Below are 18823 nucleotides of genomic sequence, written 5' to 3' on the forward strand. Positions count from 1 at the left end.
GCATTCAGAACGGGGCGGCGTGACGGGCGTTAACCGGCTCGCCGCTCACGGGATGAATAAAATTCAGCTCGCTGGCATGCAGCATCAGCCGGGGCGTTTCTTCAGCGCCCGGCACGTCAAGACCGCCATACAGATCGCAGCCCAGAATAGGGTGCCCCAACTGCTGGCAGTGAATACGCAGCTGATGGGTTCGCCCGGTCTCCGGGATCAGTTTCACCCGCGTTAACGGCAGCCCCGTCCCCTGATAAAACCGTTCCACAACCCGATAGCGGGAGCGGGCGGGTTTACCGGTGATGGCGCAGATCGACATCAGCGGGAACAGCGCCGGGTCTTTGGCAATCGGCGCATCGATTACACCTTCGTCATTTTCCACATGTCCGCAAAGCAGGGCGCTGTAGGCTTTCTCCACGCTGCGCTGGCTGAACTGCTGGCACAGCGCCGCGTTGATGGCTTTATTGCGCGCAACCACCATCAGCCCGGACGTGCCAAAATCCAGACGGTGCACCAGCGTGCAGCCGGGGAACGTCTGAACCAGACGATAATGGACGGAATCAAGGTTTTGCGGATTTTTGCCCGACAGGCTGAGCAGGCCGGAAGGCTTATCGATCAGCAGCAGATGCTCGTCCTGCCAGAGAATTTCGATCTCATCGAGACAAGGTGGGGCAATAAAGTTATCGACGATTACAGACATCAGGCCGCCCGGCTGGAGAGTGGGAGCGGATGATAACGAAAAGCGGGGAAAAGAAAAACCCTCCCACCGGGCGGTGAGAGGGTGAAGTCTTACGCTGCAACCAGGCTGTCGATGGCGGCTTTCGCGTCGGTTTGCGCTTTGGTCGCCACTTCCGGACCGTAAGCGATACCTTCCGCGAACACGAAGTTCACGTCAGTGATGCCGATGAAGCCCAGGAACAGGCTCAGGTACGGCGCAACCAGGTCGGTTGGGGTGTCTTTATGGATACCGCCACGGCTGGTCAGTACGATCGCACGCTTGCCTTTCACCAGACCTTCCGGGCCGTTCTCGGTGTAACGGAAGGTTACGCCAGCGCGCGCCACCAGGTCGAAGTAGTTCTTCAGCTGGGTTGGGATGTTGAAGTTGTACATTGGGGCGTTGATGACGATAACGTCATGCGCCTGCAGCTCAGCAATCAGCTCGTCGGACAGGGCCAGGGCTTCCTGCTGGCGTGGAGACAGCGGTGCATCGCTTGGGCGCAGCGCGCCAACCAGCTCGCCATCCAGCACAGGAATTGGGTTTGCAGCCAGGTCACGCACGGTGATTTCGTCAGCAGAATGCTGTTCACGCCACTGTTCAACGAAGTAATCAGACAGCTGACCAGACTGAGAGTACCCTGCCAGAATACTGGATTTCAAAACTAATACTTTGCTCATGGGTGATTCCTGTTGTTGCATTTGATTGAAGGGGGTTGCCCCGTTGCTTGTTGACACTCTATTCACAATCCTGCCACAGAGATAGCGCAATATATCGAAGCCTATGTTCGAATTTTTTGAATAAGGCGCCAAAGGCGTCAGTGTGGTACTCTATAGCAATCATGAAAAAGAGAGTTTATCAGGGCGTGTACTGCCCTTTAACGCTATGACAGAACAACAAAAATTCACCTTCCCGATGCTCCTGCAACAGCTCGATTCTCTGACGCTGCGCGACAAACAGCGCTTCGCCCGCCGTCTGCACGGCGTCAAGAAGGTTAAAAATCCTGATGCACAACAGGCCATTTACCAGGAGATGGCGAAAGAGATTGAACAGGCTGCAGGGAAAGTTGTGCTGCGCGAAGCCGCACGTCCGGCGATTACCTACCCGGAAAACCTGCCCGTCAGCCAGAAGAAACAGGACATTCTCGAGGCCGTACGCGACCACCAGGTGGTGATTGTCGCGGGGGAAACCGGTTCGGGGAAAACCACCCAGCTGCCGAAAATCTGTATGGAGCTGGGCCGCGGGATCAAAGGCCTGATTGGCCACACCCAGCCGCGTCGTCTGGCGGCGCGCACCGTTGCCAACCGTATTGCCGAAGAGCTGCAGACGGAGCCGGGCGGCTGCATCGGCTACAAGGTGCGCTTCAGCGACCACGTTAGCGATAACACCATGGTCAAGCTGATGACCGACGGTATTCTGCTGGCGGAAATCCAGCAGGATCGCCTGCTGATGCAGTACGACACCATCATCATTGACGAAGCGCACGAGCGTAGCCTGAACATTGATTTCCTGCTCGGCTACCTGAAAGAGCTGCTGCCGCGTCGCCCGGATCTGAAAGTTATCATCACCTCCGCGACCATCGACCCGGAGCGCTTCTCGAAGCACTTCAACAATGCGCCGATTATCGAAGTCTCTGGTCGTACCTATCCGGTCGAGGTGCGCTATCGCCCGATTGTGGAAGAGGCGGACGATACCGAGCGCGACCAGCTGCAGGCCATCTTCGATGCCGTCGACGAGCTGGGTAACGAAAGCGCGGGCGACATTCTGATCTTCATGAGCGGCGAGCGTGAAATTCGCGATACCGCCGATGCGCTCAGCAAGCGCGACCTGCGCCACACCGAGATCCTGCCGCTGTATGCCCGCCTGTCCAATAGCGAACAGAACCGCGTATTCCAGCCGCACAGCGGACGCCGCATCGTCCTGGCGACCAACGTGGCGGAAACCTCGCTGACCGTACCGGGCATTAAATATGTGATCGATCCGGGTACGGCGCGCATCAGCCGCTACAGCTACCGTACCAAGGTTCAGCGGCTGCCGATTGAGCCCGTTTCGCAGGCGTCTGCTAACCAGCGTAAGGGCCGCTGTGGCCGCGTGTCGGAAGGGATCTGTATTCGTCTCTATTCCGAAGACGATTTCCTGTCGCGTCCGGAATTTACCGACCCGGAAATTCTGCGCACCAACCTGGCGTCCGTTATCCTGCAGATGACCGCCCTGGGGCTGGGCGACATCGCGGCGTTTCCGTTCGTCGAAGCGCCGGATAAACGCAACATCCAGGACGGCGTGCGTCTGCTGGAAGAGCTCGGGGCGATCACCACCGACGAGCAGGCGACGGTCTACAAGCTGACACCGCTGGGCCGCCAGCTCAGCCAGCTGCCGGTCGACCCGCGTCTGGCACGCATGGTGCTGGAAGCGCAAAAGCACGGCTGCGTGCGCGAGGCGATGATCATTACCTCGGCGCTCTCCATTCAGGATCCGCGCGAGCGTCCGATGGACAAACAGCAGGCGTCAGACGAAAAGCACCGCCGCTTCCACGACAAAGAGTCCGATTTCCTCGCCTTTGTGAACCTGTGGAACTACCTCGGCGAGCAGCAGAAGGCGCTCTCCTCGAATCAGTTCCGCCGCCAGTGCCGCGTAGATTTCCTCAACTACCTGCGCGTGCGCGAGTGGCAGGATATCTACACCCAGCTGCGCCAGGTGGTGAAAGAGCTGGGTATTCCGGTCAACAGCGAACCGGCGGAGTACCGCGAAGTTCATATCGCGCTGCTGACCGGCCTGCTGTCCCACATTGGGATGAAGGACGCCGAGAAGCAGGAGTATACCGGCGCGCGTAACGCCCGTTTCTCAATCTTCCCCGGTTCCGGCTTGTTCAGGAAGCCGCCGAAATGGACCATGGTCGCGGAGCTGGTGGAAACCAGCCGCCTGTGGGGACGCATTGCCGCGCGTATCGATCCGGAATGGGTGGAGCCGGTGGCGCAGCATCTGCTGAAGCGCTCGTACAGTGAACCGCACTGGGAGCGCGCGCAGGGCGCGGTGATGGCGACCGAGAAAGTGACCGTTTACGGCCTGCCGGTGGTCGCCGCGCGTAAGGTCAACTACAGCCAGATCGATCCGGCGCTCAGTCGCGAGCTGTTTATCCGCCACGCGCTGGTGGAGGGCGACTGGCAGACGCGCCACGCCTTCTTCCGTGAAAACCTGAAGCTGCGCGCCGAAGTGGAGGAGCTGGAGCACAAGTCCCGCCGCCGTGACATTCTGGTGGACGATGAGGCGCTGTTTGAGTTTTACGACCAGCGCATCAGCCACGATGTGATTTCCGCCCGCCACTTCGACAGCTGGTGGAAGAAGGCCAGCAAAGAGACGCCGGACCTGCTCAACTTTGAAAAGAGCATGCTGATTAAAGAGGGCGCGGAGTCGGTCAGCAAACTCGACTACCCGAACTTCTGGCATCAGGGCAACCTCAAGCTGCGTCTGACCTATCAGTTTGAGCCGGGGGCAGACGCGGACGGCGTGACCGTCCACATTCCGCTGCCGCTGTTAAACCAGGTGGATGAGAGCGGGTTCGAGTGGCAAATCCCCGGCCTGCGCCGCGAGCTGGTGATTGCGCTGATCAAATCCCTGCCGAAACCGGTGCGCCGCAACTTTGTGCCTGCGCCAAACTACGCGGAAGCGTTTTTGGGCCGCGTCACGCCGCTGGAGCTGCCGCTGCTGGACGCGCTGGAGCGTGAGTTCCGCCGTATGACCGGAACGACCATCGACCGCGACGACTGGAACTGGGATCAGGTGCCCGATCACCTGAAAATCAGCTTCCGCGTGGTGGACGATAAAAATAAAAAGCTGCTGGAAGGGCGTTCCCTGAGCGAGCTGAAAGAGGCGCTGAAAGGCAAAGTCCAGGAGACGCTCTCTGCGGTGGCGGACGACGGCATCGAGCAGAGCGGGCTGCACATCTGGAGCTTTGGTCAGCTTCCGGAAAGCTACGAGCAGAAGCGCGGCAACTATAAGGTGAAAGCCTGGCCTGCGCTGGTGGACGAGCGCGACAGCGTGGCGATCAAACTGTTTGATAACCCGCAGGAACAGCAGCAGATGATGTGGCGCGGGCTGCGTCGTCTGCTGCTGCTCAACATCCCGTCGCCGATCAAGTATCTGCACGAGAAGCTGCCGAACAAAGCCAAGCTGGGGCTGTACTTTAACCCGTACGGCAAGGTGCTGGATCTGATTGACGACTGCATCTCCTGCGGCGTGGACAAGCTGATCCATGAGGCGGGCGGCCCGGTCTGGACGGAAGAGGGCTTTGCACAGCTTCATGAAAAGGTGCGCGCGGAGCTGAACGACACCGTGGTGGAGATTGCCAAACAGGTCGAGCAGATCCTCACCGCCGTGTTCAATATCAACAAGCGCCTGAAGGGGCGCGTGGATATGACCATGGCGCTGGGGCTCTCGGACGTGAAGGCGCAGATGGCGGGGCTGGTCTATCGCGGCTTTGTCACCGGCAACGGCTTTAAGCGCCTGGGCGATACGCTGCGCTATCTGCAGGCGATTGAAAAACGTCTGGAAAAAATGGCTATCGACCCGCACCGCGATCGCGCGCAGATGCTGAAAGTGGAAAGCGTGCAGCAGGCGTGGCAGCAGTGGCTCAACAAGCTGCCGCCAGCGCGCCGCGACGATGAAGACGTGCATGCGATCCGCTGGATGATTGAGGAGCTGCGCGTCAGCTTCTTTGCCCAGCAGCTCGGTACGCCGTATCCGATTTCGGACAAGCGTATTCTGCAGGCGATGGAGCAGATTTCCGGTTAAAACCCTTGCCCGGTTTTCGCCCTCTCCCTGTGGGAGAGGGCCGGGATGAGGGCATCAGCCCGCACAATTATCACCCGTTCACCATTGCCAGCGTAAACCCATCCCATCCCTTAACCCCCACCGTTTGCAGCGCGGTGGCGGTTAAGCGCGGGTTATCCCCAATCATCTCGATAAACCGCCGCACGCCCAGCACGCGCGCGTCGTCGCTTTGCCCGTTAATGACCTCGCCGTCGCGCACCACGTTATCGCCAATGATTACCGTGCCGGGACGGGAATAGTGCAGCGCCCACTCCAGATAGCCGGGATTGTTTGGCTTATCGGCATCGATAAAGATCAGGTCGAACGACGGAACCTCACCGAAATTCTCCAGCGAACTCAGGGCCGGGCCTTCAATTAATTCAATACGTTCGTCTAGCCCCGCGAGGTGAATATTCTGGCGGGCAACCCCGGCATGCGTCGGATTGGCCTCAAGCGTAATCAGCTTACCGTCCGGCGGCAGCGCACGCGCCATCCAGATTGAGCTGTAGGCACCCAGCGTCCCAATCTCAAGAATGCGTCTTGCCTGCGTCATGCGCACGAACAGTGCCAGCAGCTGCCCCTGATTGGCGGCGACATCGTGTTCGGGTAGCCCGGCGCGCTTGTTGTTTTCCAGAACCTGGCTCAGTACGTCATCGTCAGGAATAAGCGAAGAAATCATGAAATTATCAACTGCAGACCACTGTTGTTGCATAGATTGTCTCCTGAGGGGGAATCGCCGGGTGGCGGCTGCGCCTTACCCGGCCTACGTGACGAAATCCAGGCCCGTTAAGCGCCTTCAGACATTGACCCAGCCGCCGCCCAGCGCTTTATACAAATCAATCTGCGCCAGCAGCAGGTTATTTTTCACCTGCACCACGCTGGTCTGAACCGAGTACAGCGTGCGCTGCGCGTCCAGCACGTCAAGATAGGAGGAATAACCGTTGCGATAGCGATTCTGCGCAATGCGCAGCGTCTCCTGCGCCACATCCTGCTGGGCAAGCAGCTCCGTCAGCTGTTCCTGATAGCGACTTATCGCATCAAGGCTGTTGTTGACTTCGGCAAACGCGTTACGCACGGTTTTTTCATAGGCGTACAGCGCCTGGTTACGCTGGGACTGCGAAATGTCTACCTGCGCATTCAGCGCCTGGCGGTTCAGCAGCGGGGCGAGAATACTGCCCCCGACGCTCCAGAGCTGAAGCGGGTTGTCCAGCAGGCCGGATAGGGTGCGATCCTGAACCGATCCGCTGGCGGTCAGGTTGATCGACGGCAGCAGGCTGGCGCGCGACGCCGCGAGCGAGGCGTCAGCCGCCACCAGCTGGCGTTCGGCCTGGACGATATCCGGGCGGCGGTTCAGGAGCGCAGAAGGCAGCTGCGACGGCAGCGTCAGCGGCGTCAGTGCCGCGAAGCTTGCGCTGCGCGCCACGTCGCCGGGGTTGCTTCCCAGCAGCAGGCTCAGGGCATTCTCCTGCTGTGCAATCTGGTGCTGCAGCACGGGCACCTGCGCCCGTGTTGAGCGAAGCTCGGAATCCGACTGCATCAGCTCCAGGCGCGAGCTGTAGCCCGTCTCAAACTGACGCTTCGCAAGATTAAACGCCTCTTCGCGCGATTTCAGCGTGGATTCGGTCACGCGCAGCTGTTCGTCAAGCGAGAGCAGGGTGACGTAGCCGGATGCAACGGACGAGGCAACGGTCAAATCCGCGGCCGCGGCGGCGGTTTTTTGCGCTGCCAGCGAGGCTTCGGCAGCGCGAGAGGTGCTGCGGTTGACGCCCCAGATATCCACGTCATAGCTCGCCGTCAGGCTCCCTCTGTACAGCGTGCCGTAAACCGGCAGCCCGGTCGCGGCGGATTGTGAACGGGCGCGCGTCCCGGTTACGCCTGCATCAAGCGAGGGAAACAGGCTACCGTCGGCCGCATAGACCCGCGCCTGATACTCGTTTATCCGTTCGCGGGCGATCAGCACGTCGCTGTTATTCTGCAGCGCCTGGTCCACATAGCGGTTGAGATGGTTGTCATGGAAATTGCGCCACCAGAGCTGCTCCGTCGGGCTGGCAGGGCCGGAGACGGTGCGCCACTGGGTGGGGATGTGCAGCGTCGGCTGCGCCGGCTTGACGTCAACGGACTGGCATCCGGCCAGCATGACCGCCGCCACCAGCACGGCTATCGGGCGAAGGATCATTACTTCGCCTCCCGCGTATCAATGGTCACCTGTACCGACATACCCGGACGCAGTAGCGCGGAATCTTCTGGCTTACCGAGCACCTCAATGCGCACCGGAATACGCTGGGCAATTTTGACAAAGTTGCCGGTGGCGTTGTCCGGCGTGATGGCGCTGAACTCCACGCCGGTTGCCGGAGAGATGCTCTCCACGCGTCCCTGATACGCTTTGTTGTTCAGGGCATCAACGGTGAATTTCACCGGCTGACCGACGCGCAGCTCCGCGAGCTGGGTCTCTTTAATATTGGCAATGACCCAGTGCTGCGGCGGCACCAGGGTGGTGAGGTGCGTCCCGGCGGTCACGTAGGCCCCGAGACGCACGGCGATCTGGCCGAGCTGACCGTCACGCGGTGCCACAATGCGGGTGTTTTGCAGGTCAATCTGTGCCAGCTCCAGAGCGGCTTTGGCGTTTTCAACATCCGCCTCCAGCGCACCGCGATTGACAATCACCGTCTGCAGATCCTGACGCGACATCTCAAGCGCGGCTTTCGCCTGGTCAATGTCGGCACTGCCCTGAGCGGCACTGGCCAGCGCCGCGTCGCGTTCGCGAATGGAAAGCGAGCCGTCAGACGTCAGCTCTTTCACCCGCTTTAAATCCGCCTGGCTTTTCAGGCTCTGCGCGCGGGCATTTTTCAGCGCGGCGTCATTTTTGGCGATCGTTGCTTCGGCGCTTTTACGCTGCTGCAGGTTGTTATTCAGGGCGGCAATTTTCATCGCCAGCTGCGCCTCGGCCTGGTGCACGCGCTGACGGTAGATACGGTCATCAATCTGCAGCAGCAGGTCACCTTTTTTGACCTGCACAAAGTCCTGAACCTTCACCTCGGTGATATAGCCGTTCACCTGCGGGCTGATAAACGTCGTCTGGCCGCGCACGTAGGCGTTATCGGTAAACTGCGCGTGACGGGTGAACGGCGGCAGTTGCCACGCATAAAGGATCACCAGTACGCCGACGATACCGATGGCTGCGGCGGTGAAAACGGAAACAATGCGCACATTTTTGCGGGTGTTGGCCTGCTCTTTGGCGGCATCCTGCTGACTCATAAACTCTCCAGAACTCTTTCAATTATTTGTTGCCGGTGGCGTTCTTCAGCGCCAGACGGGCAGTGATGCGCAGGCGCAGCAAGCGCCATAAAATCCAGACCAGCGTGGCGGCAGCGATGCTCGCCGTCAGCAGATAAGTATCGTTGTAGGCCAGAATATTCGCCTCCAGCGCGGTCACCGTTTGCAGCTGCGTTATCGCCTGGGTGCCCAGCAGCGCGCTGTCGCCAATCAGGCTTTTGTACATTTGGGTATAAAGCTGAATTCGCTCGTTGACCAGCGGGTTGAGCGTGGTGAGCTGGTCCGCCAGCAGGCTGGAGTGGTACTTCTCGCGCCAGGTCTGGAAGGTGCCGAGGATCGCGGAGCCCAGCAGGCCACCGAGGTTCTGGCTCATGCCAAACATCACCGAGAAGCTGACCAGGTTACGCGGGTCGGCGATCACCCCGCCAATGGCGGCCAGCATAGCGGGCGCCAGGAAGAAGGCGCTGCCGAAGCCCAGCAGGAACTGGCTTACCATCAGCTGATCCGGACGGGTCAGGTTGTTGGACTGGCTGTCCAGCAGCGAGGCAACAATCATCAGCGCCAGAGACGTGATGATTGGCCACGCCAGTTTCGTTGGCTTGATGGTGAGACAGCTGGTGACAATCCCGCAGACGATCCCGGCGAAAATAGACCACGCCAGGTGCGTCATCTGCTCGTTCTGTAAGCCCACGTACTGCAGCCAGCCGATGACGCCGGTGTTTTGCTCGGCCAGCACGATACGGATCAGCAGCATAATCAGCCCCAGACGGACGATGCTGCCGCTCGACAGCCAGCGGGTGTTCAGCAGCGGGTTGCTGCGGTTATGTTCAAAGACGATGGCTGCGACAATCAGCACCAGCGATAGGGCCAGCGACCAGCCGATCCAAGGCGCTTCGAACCACCAGTCAAGGCGGCCTAAAGAGAGCACGGCGCAGAGGAGGGCCATCCCGGGGGCCATTAAAAAGAAGGTGATAAAGTCTTTTTTCTCGAAGACCTTGCGCCGGTCGCCCGGCGGCAGTTTTAAGGCGATTACGCAGGCCAGGGAGATTAGCGCCAGCCCCAGTTCGAAGAAATAGAGCCCGCGCCACTCGTCCAGCTGCAGCAGCTCGGTCGAAAACAGGCGGGCCAGCGGGATGGCGAGCGACGATCCGGTGATGCCGATGGTCAGCGCCTTCAGGCGGTGCTTCGCAGGCCAGGCCTGGATTTGATAGTAAATCCCCAGTGAGCTGAGCGCGGCGGCCACCATGCCGTGCGCGGCGCGAACCATCAGCGCCGAGCTGAGATCGTTTACGAAAAGATGGAAGAAGGTGACCAGCACGTACAGCACCAGAAAACCTTCCGTAAAGGCGCGCAAACCGTACTGCTGGCGGAATTTCACCAGCAGCAGGTTGATGGAGATGTTGGTCATCACATAGACCGCGGGCAGCCAGGCGATTTCGGTTGACCAGGCGCCGAAGGTTCCCTGCAAATTTTGCAGGTTGGCGGTCACCACCGCATTCCCCAGCGCCCCCGTCAGGCAGACCAGCAGGCCCACGACGCCGTAGGCAATGCGTTTTGGCGTACTGTGTTCGGGCGTGGAGGGCGAACCCAGCAGGGCGGGTTTCTCATGTGGCTGCCACTCGCGAGGAGCATAAGGGTCGCGTTCGGGCAGGCGCATAACGTCGTTTACCTTAGAAATGATTGAATAATTAGCGGGCTAGCGATTCTACGACTCCCGCAAATGATAATTCAAGTGAATATGATTTACGCATGTTAATCAAATGGTGAAGGGAAATTTAAGGAAAAAGAGCGGCCCGCAGGACGGGCCGGGAAGGGTCAGAGACGTTCGGGCTGCGCCTGGATGAGAGTGGCGCGCTTAACGCGGCTGGCGCAGAAAATCGCGATTAAAGAAATGGTCACCGTGACGGCAAGATACCAGGCCACCGGCACCCAGTCGCCGTCGTATTTTGCCAGCAGTCCGGTCGCAATCAGCGGCGCGGTACCGCCTGCCAGCGCGGCACCCAGCTGATAGCCTAGAGTAATGCCGGTGTAGCGCACGTTTGCACTAAAGATTTCAGAGCACAGCGTGCCCAGTACCGCGGTGACAGGGGCCCACAGCACGCCAAAGGCGATGATCGTCGCGAGCACGATACCCCATGTGGTGCCGGTATTGAGCAGCATAAACCACGGTACGATAAACAGGCCCAGCACGAAGACGCTGATCGCGTACATGCGCTGACGGCCTACCTTATCGGAGAGCAGCCCCATTAGCGGGATCATAATGGTCGCCACCAGCGCACCCAGCGTCACGGCTTCCAGCGCCTGCGATTTCTGATACGTCAGCGTGCTGGTGGCATAGCTCACCACGAAGGTCGAGAAGATGTAGAAGGGGGCGGTTTCAACCACCTTCAGACCGGCGGCAATCAACACTTCACGCCAGTGATGCTTCAGCGTATCGCGCAGCGGGGCCTTAGCCACCTGACCGGACGCTTTGACTCGCTTAAAATCGGGCGTTTCATCAATATCTTTGCGGATCCACAGGCCGAGCAACACCAGAACCGAGCTTAGCAGGAACGGGATGCGCCAGCCCCAGGAGAGGAAATCCGCCTCGCTGAACAGGGTCATCAGCGAAACGATAAAAGTTGCCATCAGCATACCGATGGTGACGCCCGCCTGCGGAATACTGCCGAAGAAGCCTTTACGTTTTTCTGGCGCATATTCATAGGCCAGCAGTAGCGCGCCGCCCCATTCACCGCCAATGCCCATCCCCTGAATGATACGCATCAGGATCAGCAGAGCGGGCGCCCACAGGCCAATCATCTCATACGTGGGCAGCAGGCCAATCATGACGGTTGCACCTCCCATCAAAGAGAGGGTCAACACGAGGGTTTTTTTACGTCCGATGCGGTCGCCAATGTGGGCGAAAAGTACCCCACCAATGGGGCGAATAAAGAAGGTTAAGGAGAAAGAGAGATAAGAGAGAATGAGTCCGATCACCGGATCGACCATCGGGAAAAAGATCTTATTGAAGACCAGCGCGGCCGCCGTACCGTAGAGAAAATAGTCAAACCATTCAATGGCGCTCCCGGTAAGGCTGGCGATTAACACCTTTTTATTTTTTCGTAATACCGTCGTCGTACTTTCATGTTCTGTCATGACCAGAAACCCCGCCACGTTGATGATGAGAGAGGTGTCACCTGGCGCGCTTCAGGTGCAACCTGTGATGATGAAAAAGGTTGTGAAATTGTTAAGCAACTTAGGGTTGGATGTTGCGTTTGGCAAGCGCAGGGGGGATAAAACTGGTCAGATCACGGTGAAATAAGCAGCGCTGGGTGCTTTTTCATGACGCCTGTACAATACAATGTTTTGTAAGGCTGGAAATCAAAAGCATAATAGGCAGGTGCAACCCGATGATTTTTGGATGTTTCTGGTTATTTCAGAAAAATGATAAATTCGGTGCTTCAACAACGTGAGGAGTTCACCATGGTTCAGCCCCATTTTCCCGTTCTGGCGAATGCCACGCTGGCGGCCATCAATACTGTCGGTGAATGGCTGGCGCAGGATGACCTGAGCGCGACGCGTCCGCTCCCGGAAGTCGATGCGGTGATTCTGGCAGGAAACGCGGTGATCCCAACCATTGACGCGGCCTGCCGGATGGCCTCTCAGCAAGACGTGCCGCTTCTGATTAGCGGCGGCATCGGGCATTCGACTAGCTTTTTATATACCGCGATTGGCAATCATCCGTGTTACCACACCGTACCGGTCACCGGGCGGGCTGAAGCGAGCATTCTTGCCGACATTGCGCGGGCGTTCTGGCAGATCCCCGAGGCGCAGCTGTGGGTTGAGGATCGCTCCACCAACTGCGGTGAAAACGCGCGCTTTAGCTGGAACATGCTGAAACAGCATCATCGAACGACCGGGCGGGTGCTGGTGGTGCAGGATCCGACGATGCAGCGCCGCACGATGGCGACATTTGCCCGCGTTTGTCGGGATGAGCCCGTTTCACCGCAGTGGCTCAGCCATCCGGGGTTTACGCCGACACTGCAAAACGGAAACGAGGGCGTGGAATTCAGCGAGGGCAACACCGGCCTGTGGCCCGTTGACCGTTACCTTTCACTGGTTATGGGGGAACTGCCGCGCCTGTATGATAACGCCAACGGCTATGGCCCGGCCGGGCGGGATTATATTGCTCACGTTGAATTCCCCGAGGCCGTCACCGCCGCATGGAAACAGCTGCAGCAGGATCCTGTCCTGAAGGGCGCACGTAAAATAATTTAGGCACGGAACAATCCCCTCGCCCCTTTGGGGAGAGGGTTAGGGTGAGGGGTGGGTGGGAAAAATCACAGCGCCGCAAACTTATCCAGCGTCCGCACCAGCTGCGTCACAAACCCATACTCGTTGTCATACCAGGCAACGGCTTTCACCAGTTGAAGGTCTCCCGCTTCTGACACCTCCGTCTGCGTGGCGTCAAACACTGAACCATAATGTGAACCAATCACATCTGACGACACGATCTCTTCATCGGTATACCCGAACGATTTATTGCCCTGCGTCGCCTTTTTCAGCGCGGCGTTGATCTCCTCAACGGTCACTTTCTTGCCCAGAATGGCCACCAGTTCGGTAACGGAGCCCGTTTTAACCGGCACGCGCTGCGCGTGGCCTTTCAGTTTGCCGCTGAGCGCAGGGATCACCAGACCAATGGCTTTGGCGGCGCCGGTGGTATGCGGAATGATATTCTCTGCCGCCGCCCGCGAGGCGCGAAGATCTTTCCCGCGCGGGCCATCCACCAGCGCCTGCGTGCCGGTATAAGCGTGAATGGTGGTCATGGTGCCCACTTTTATTTCAAACGCATCGTTCAGGGCTTTGGCCAGCGGGGCGAGGCAGTTGGTGGTGCAGGAGGCGACGGAGATGATGGTATCACCGGCGTCAATGGTGTCGTCGTTCACGCTGTAGACGATGGTTTTCATGTCACCCGCAGGGGCAGAGATCAGCACTTTCTTCGCGCCGGCGTCCAGGTGCGCCCGTGATTTCTCTTCAGAGGTATAAAAGCCGGTGCACTCCACGACGATATCCACACCGGCGGATTTCCACGGAATGTGCTTCGCCTCTTTTTCGGCGTACACCGCAATGGTTTTACCGTCAACAATCAGCGCATCCTCGGTGAAATCTACGCTCCACGGGAAGCCACCGTAGTTGGAATCATGCCTGAGCAGGTAGGCCAGTACTTTCGGTGAGGTGAGGTCGTTGATGGCGACGACGGTATTACTGTCCTGGGTTTCAAGAAGGCGACGCAGGACAAGGCGCCCAATGCGTCCAAAGCCGTTAATGCCAATTTTACTCATGGTGTTCTCCTGTAAACGTGTCGATGCGACAGTTTGAACTCATCCAGGCTTAGACCATCACGGGCAGGGCGGCAATTGAAGATGCTTCATGCGGGGGGAAGTATTTGAAAATCCATACAGAAAAGTTAATGAATTTTTAAGGAAAGGGGATTATGTTGGCGCGGTAACTGTTTATAATCGAGAAATCACATGCGCACTAAATATACAAGCCTGCAAATCGGCATCCACTGGCTGGTGTTTCTGTTAATCATCGTCGCCTACTGCGCCATGGAGTTCAAAGGTTTCTTCCCGCGCACCGCGCGTCCGGCGATCAATATGATCCACGTGTCATGCGGGATCGGTATTCTGGTGCTGATGGTGACGCGTCTGCTGGTTCGCCTGAAATTCCGTGCGCCCCCGATTCAGCCGAAGCCAAAAGCGATGGTGACGGGGATGTCTCATCTGGGGCACCTGGTGGTGTATCTGCTGTTTATTGCGCTGCCGCTGATCGGGATTGTGATGATGTACAACCGGGGCAGCGACTGGTTTGCCTTTGGCCTGGCGATGCCGCATGCGGCGGAGTCCAATTTTGATCTGGTGGATACGCTGAAGGCGTGGCACGAGACGCTGGCAAACCTGGGCTATTTTGTGATTGGCCTGCACGCGGCGGCGGCGCTGATGCATCACTATTTCTGGAAAGATAATACTCTTCTGCGCATGATGCCGAAAAAGCGTTCGTAGTCTTCTCGCCCGGCGGCGCTTCGCTTACGCGGGCCTACGCTCTGAATCGTAGGCCGGATAAGCGCAGCGCCACCCGGCTTGTTTTTAACCCAGCAGAGCACGCTCTTCAGCCGTTAACGCCAGCGCCTGCGTTGACCCCGTCTCCGACGACTTCACCGCCGCTTCCAGCACGGCCATGACCGCCAGTGCCTCAACAGGGTGGACAGGGTTGGTGATTTTCCCGCGTAACGCATCACGTACGTTGATGTAATACTGGCGCTGATCGCCTTTCGGGGTAGGGATCGTCTGTGGTGCACCGTCAGCCCCAAAGAACACCATACTGTCGCTGTCTTCGCCCCAGGTTTCACTGCCTGGGATCACCCCTGAGAGCAGCTGCGCTTCCTGCTGATCGATTCTGGCCTTCACCACGCTGCCTTTGTCCCCGTGGGCGGTAAAGCGCGCCGTACCGCCAGCCACCAGCATGCTGGCGTGCAGAATCACCTTATGCTCCGGGTAGTTTAAGACCACGTGCGCCCAGTCGTTAATTTCTGCGCCGTCGCGCAGCGTCGCGATATTCCCCTGAACCGACTGCGGCAGGCCAAAGAGCTGTAGCGTCTGGTCGATAAGATGTGGGCCCAGGTCAAACCACAGGCCGCTCCCGGGGACGTTCTGCTCGCGCCAGCGCACGCGCACTTCCGGGCGGAAGCGGTCAATATGCGACTCCAGGTGTTTAACCTTGCCGAGCGTGCCTTGCTCAATAATCTGCTTAATGCCGAGGAAATCGCTGTCCCAGCGGCGGTTATGGAAGACGGAGAGCAGCAGCTGCTTTTCGTCCGCCAGCGCAATCAGGTCGCGGGCTTCCTGCATGTCGAGGGTGAAAGGCTTATCCACGACCACGTGTTTACCCGAGTTCAGGGCCAGCGTCGCCAGCGGGGCGTGCGTGGCATTTGGGGAGGCAATCACCACCAGATCGATATCAGGATGCTGAATGGCCTCTTCCGGTGTCGCCACCACCTGTACGTCCGGCAGATCGCGTTTAACCTTCTCTTCATCACGAGAAGAGACAACTGCCAGCTTAATCCCGTCCACAGACTGGATCAGCGGGGCATGGAAGGTTTTACCGACAAATCCATACCCGATCAGCGCAATGTTGATTGTTTGAACGTTACTCATGACCTTCTCCACGTTAATTCGCGCACACCGTGACCTGCAGTGCGCTATGGTCCCCAAGCTCAGGCCAGGGACGATCTAAAAAGAGTTGTTGAATGCTGGATAACCCGGATACCAGATACGGCTCGCAGCGGTTAATTTTCAGGTGATCCGCGACAATCCAGTGCGCATGGCTGGCGTCGAGCATCGCGCGTTTCACCTCGGCATCCGCTTCTTTACCGGCGCTCAACCCCAGTTCGGCATGAATGGCGCATGCCCCGAGGATGGCGATATCTGCCCGATAGCGGGACAGTAAAGACAGCGTGGCGCTGCCGGCAAACAGGCGCTGCTTGTGGTCCCATTTTCCACCGAGCAGGATCAGCTCAACGTCTTCCCGGTCGCTAAAGTGCTGGGCGATATCCAGCGATGTGGTAATGACGGTGAGCGGCCCCTGAAGAAAGGTGGCGACGGCCATCACCGTGCTTCCGGCATCCAGAAACAGGGTGGAACCCGGTGGAACCCGCTGTGCGACCTGTTTACCCAGGCGCTGTTTGGTCTCTGGCAGCAGCGTATTGCGGCCCTGACGGTTCATGGCGGAGAGGTTGAGCGCGATGGCTCCGCCGTGGTTTTTCTGCGCAAGGCCCTGGTTTTCCAGGTCGGTCAGATCCCGACGGATAGTATCGGCTGAAACCTGCAGCTTTTCGGCCAGGTCGGTGATGCTGGCCTGGCCATGCTCGCTGAGGATATACAGGACGTAGCGTTGACGAGCGGTTTTGTGCATGTGAGTACATTCCTGCAAAATGTCGCAATAGTTTGCATAATACAGCATTTTGACGCAGAGAGAAGAGGATTGTGGTCATGACGATGTACAGCGGTGTGATGATTCAGATAGGTGATTATTAAAATTTTATTAAGCAGGTATAAGGAAGCCGTTTTGAATGTTAATCACAATGTTATTGTTATGTTTTATTTAACGATTTGGGCTATGTAACCAACGTATTGTCATTGTGTGGTTTTAAATGCTGTTAAATTAAAATAATGCAGTTTTTAATTGCTTTAATTAGTTTTTTAAAAGCTTTTAATTTTAAATATACCCCTTTGGTTACTTAAATTGACATTTCTTTGAAAATCTTTGTGTCTGACCCGCTATGAAATTAACGCAAAAATGTGCACAGAAAGAATTAAGAATTTTCCTTAGATAACAGGAGGTTTATATGTTTCATCTGAAAGGAGACTTTTAGAGTTTTGTCCAGAAACCCCATGTTTTTTCTTACTTGTAACACCACATTAACATTGTGGGTGTAGTGGGCTATACCACATTTTGTTATGCTGCTAACCAGTTTAAGAAATAAGTAAATTCTTAATTGAAATAAGACGCAGGCAGATCTCATCTCCAATGGAAATGGGTATGGGGATTATTACCTAAAATTCAGCATGGTAGCTTAATAAGATATTTGTCTAATTATCTGTACCTCTTTTTGGGTATTTGCTTGAGTATCACTCAGAGTCAGGGAGATAACATGACGATATTACGAAAGCCTATGTTACGCCGATTTACAGCAGCACTGGCATTCATTTCATTAGCCATAAATACGGCGTACGCCAATAGTAGTCAGGTGGGAATTGCCCCGGTGGCAACCACAACCTTAAAAGAAAGTATTCTTTTTGCTATCGATCGCGATCCATCAATTAGTCAGCAGGCCGCGCAATTAGGTATTGGCCAGGCACAAATAGATGAAGCGCGCAGCGGCTGGATGCCACAAATATCGCTGAACGGGAGTACAGGGCACAGCCAGACCACCGATTCCAGCGGGTCGCTGAAGAATTCCGCCGCCTGGGGGCTGAGCCTGACGCAGTTGCTGTACGATTTTGGCAAGACCAACAACAGCATTAGCCAGTCTTCCGCCCAGCGCGATAGCTACCGCTATCAGCTGATGGGAACGCTTTCGGACGTGGCGGAAAAAACGGCGCTGAGCTATGTAGAGGTCAAACGCTATTCCGATCTGCTGCAGGCGGCAAAGGAGAACGTTCTGGCACTCAAAAACGTTGAGCAGTTGGCAAAGCTGCGCGCCGACGCGGGCGTGAGTTCGACCTCCGATGAGCTCCAGACCCGCACGCGTATTGCCGGCATGCAGGCTACGGTCGCGCAGTATCACGCCGCCTTAAACAGCGCCCGGGCAAGGCTTGCGGTATTAACCGGCATGCAGGCAGATAACTTTTCGCCAGTGCCTGCGAACCTCGCGGTTGAGCCAGATTCGCTCAACCGTATTGATTATTCGTTAATACCGGCTGTGATGGCCGCGCAGAACATGGAACGTTCGGCTCAGTATGGCGTGGAAACGGCGAAGTCCCAGCACTGGCCGACGTTAAGCCTGAAAGGGGGGCGCACCCGTTATGAATCGGACAACCGTTCATACTGGGACGACCAGATACAGCTCAATATCGATGCTCCGCTGTATCAGGGGGGCGCGGTTTCCGCTCGCGTTCGGCAGGCGGAAGGCGCACGGGCCATGGCCTCCTCTCAGGTCGATCAGGCACGTTTCGATGTTCTGCAAAAAGCCTCCGTCGCGCAGGCTGACTGGACCGGCGCACGGGGAAGAATGGAGGCCGGAAAGCAACAGCTGGAAAATGCGCTGCGCGCCCGCGATGTTTACAAAAATGAATACACCCTGAGCAAGCGGAGCATTAACGATCTGCTTAGCGTTGAGCAGGATGTCTGGCAGGCCACATCAGCGAAAATAATCGCTGAGTATGATGGCTGGAGTTCGGCAATTAATTATGCTTCCGCGGTTGATAATTTAATGCCGCTTATTGGAATAGAGAAAAACGCTGCCGCAAAATTACCTGACTTGAGTTAAAAAAAGACGCG

Annotated in this window: 14 protein-coding genes; 4 read left to right on the top strand and 10 right to left on the bottom strand. The window is 57.4% G+C overall.

The annotated features are described in order from the left end of the window. Positions 1–4 precede the first annotated feature (4 nt). Together GXP72_RS10910 and azoR are read right to left on the bottom strand one after the other, a co-directional pair. A complete protein-coding gene (locus GXP72_RS10910) occupies positions 5–691 on the bottom strand; it encodes an RluA family pseudouridine synthase (RefSeq protein ID WP_048990896.1) in 687 nt (228 codons plus the stop codon). An 89-nt stretch (positions 692–780) separates the two neighbouring features. Beyond that, positions 781–1386 (bottom strand): FMN-dependent NADH-azoreductase, encoded by a 606-nt coding sequence (gene azoR / locus GXP72_RS10915; protein ID WP_008502313.1) that lies wholly within the window; start codon positions 1384–1386, stop codon positions 781–783. Positions 1387–1591: 205 nt separating this feature from the next. On the opposite strand from azoR, the gene hrpA reads away from it, so the two are divergent. Then, positions 1592–5494 (top strand): ATP-dependent RNA helicase HrpA, encoded by a 3903-nt coding sequence (gene hrpA / locus GXP72_RS10920; protein ID WP_061715211.1) that lies wholly within the window; start codon positions 1592–1594, stop codon positions 5492–5494. Positions 5495–5564: 70 nt separating this feature from the next. Here hrpA and GXP72_RS10925 read toward each other — a convergent pair whose 3' ends face one another. The 5 genes from GXP72_RS10925 to GXP72_RS10945 all read right to left on the bottom strand — a co-directional run bounded on the left by GXP72_RS10925 (position 5565) and on the right by GXP72_RS10945 (position 11920). After that, complete coding sequence (locus GXP72_RS10925) at positions 5565–6224, bottom strand: O-methyltransferase (RefSeq protein ID WP_061715210.1); 660 nt, start codon at positions 6222–6224, stop codon at positions 5565–5567. Between the two features lie 84 nt (positions 6225–6308). Then, positions 6309–7688 (bottom strand): efflux transporter outer membrane subunit, encoded by a 1380-nt coding sequence (locus GXP72_RS10930; protein ID WP_208763871.1) that lies wholly within the window; start codon positions 7686–7688, stop codon positions 6309–6311. Continuing rightward, entirely contained in the window at positions 7688–8767 is a 1080-nt protein-coding gene (locus tag GXP72_RS10935; RefSeq protein WP_048223106.1) for an HlyD family secretion protein, read from the bottom strand. Before GXP72_RS10935 ends, GXP72_RS10930 begins: the two co-directional genes overlap by 1 nt. A gap of 22 nt (positions 8768–8789) precedes the next feature. Beyond that, positions 8790–10442, bottom strand: a complete 1653-nt coding sequence (locus tag GXP72_RS10940; protein WP_045910485.1) for an MFS transporter — start codon at positions 10440–10442, stop codon at positions 8790–8792. A gap of 158 nt (positions 10443–10600) precedes the next feature. Next, a complete protein-coding gene (locus GXP72_RS10945) occupies positions 10601–11920 on the bottom strand; it encodes an MFS transporter (RefSeq protein ID WP_090418188.1) in 1320 nt (439 codons plus the stop codon). Between the two features lie 327 nt (positions 11921–12247). Here GXP72_RS10945 and GXP72_RS10950 point away from each other — a divergent pair, with 327 nt between their 5' ends. Next, entirely contained in the window at positions 12248–13042 is a 795-nt protein-coding gene (locus tag GXP72_RS10950) for a YdcF family protein (protein ID WP_090417049.1), read from the top strand. 62 nt (positions 13043–13104) lie between these two features. Here the strand turns inward: GXP72_RS10950 and gap are convergent, their stop codons facing one another. Then, complete coding sequence (gap, locus tag GXP72_RS10955) at positions 13105–14106, bottom strand: type I glyceraldehyde-3-phosphate dehydrogenase (protein ID WP_208763872.1); 1002 nt, start codon at positions 14104–14106, stop codon at positions 13105–13107. A gap of 189 nt (positions 14107–14295) precedes the next feature. Between gap and cybB the strand changes: the two genes are divergently transcribed. After that, entirely contained in the window at positions 14296–14826 is a 531-nt protein-coding gene (cybB, locus tag GXP72_RS10960) for a cytochrome b561 (RefSeq protein ID WP_032647085.1), read from the top strand. 84 nt (positions 14827–14910) lie between these two features. On the opposite strand, the gene GXP72_RS10965 is transcribed toward cybB, so the two are convergent. Beyond that, positions 14911–15978: an oxidoreductase gene (locus GXP72_RS10965; RefSeq protein ID WP_208763873.1), complete on the bottom strand. Its 1068-nt coding sequence runs from the start codon at positions 15976–15978 to the stop codon at positions 14911–14913. 13 nt (positions 15979–15991) lie between these two features. Next, on the bottom strand, positions 15992–16735 hold the full coding sequence (locus tag GXP72_RS10970) for a DeoR/GlpR family DNA-binding transcription regulator (protein ID WP_208763874.1): 744 nt from the start codon (positions 16733–16735) through the stop codon (positions 15992–15994). A gap of 739 nt (positions 16736–17474) precedes the next feature. Here GXP72_RS10970 and GXP72_RS10975 point away from each other — a divergent pair. After that, the gene (locus GXP72_RS10975; protein ID WP_024908386.1) at positions 17475–18812 is read left to right on the top strand and encodes a TolC family outer membrane protein; all 1338 of its coding nucleotides are present in this window, start codon (positions 17475–17477) and stop codon (positions 18810–18812) included. The last annotated feature ends 11 nt before the right edge of the window (positions 18813–18823 follow it).

The organism is Enterobacter sp. SES19, assembly GCF_011765665.1.
GTDB classification, from domain to species: Bacteria; Pseudomonadota; Gammaproteobacteria; order Enterobacterales; family Enterobacteriaceae; genus Enterobacter; species Enterobacter pseudoroggenkampii.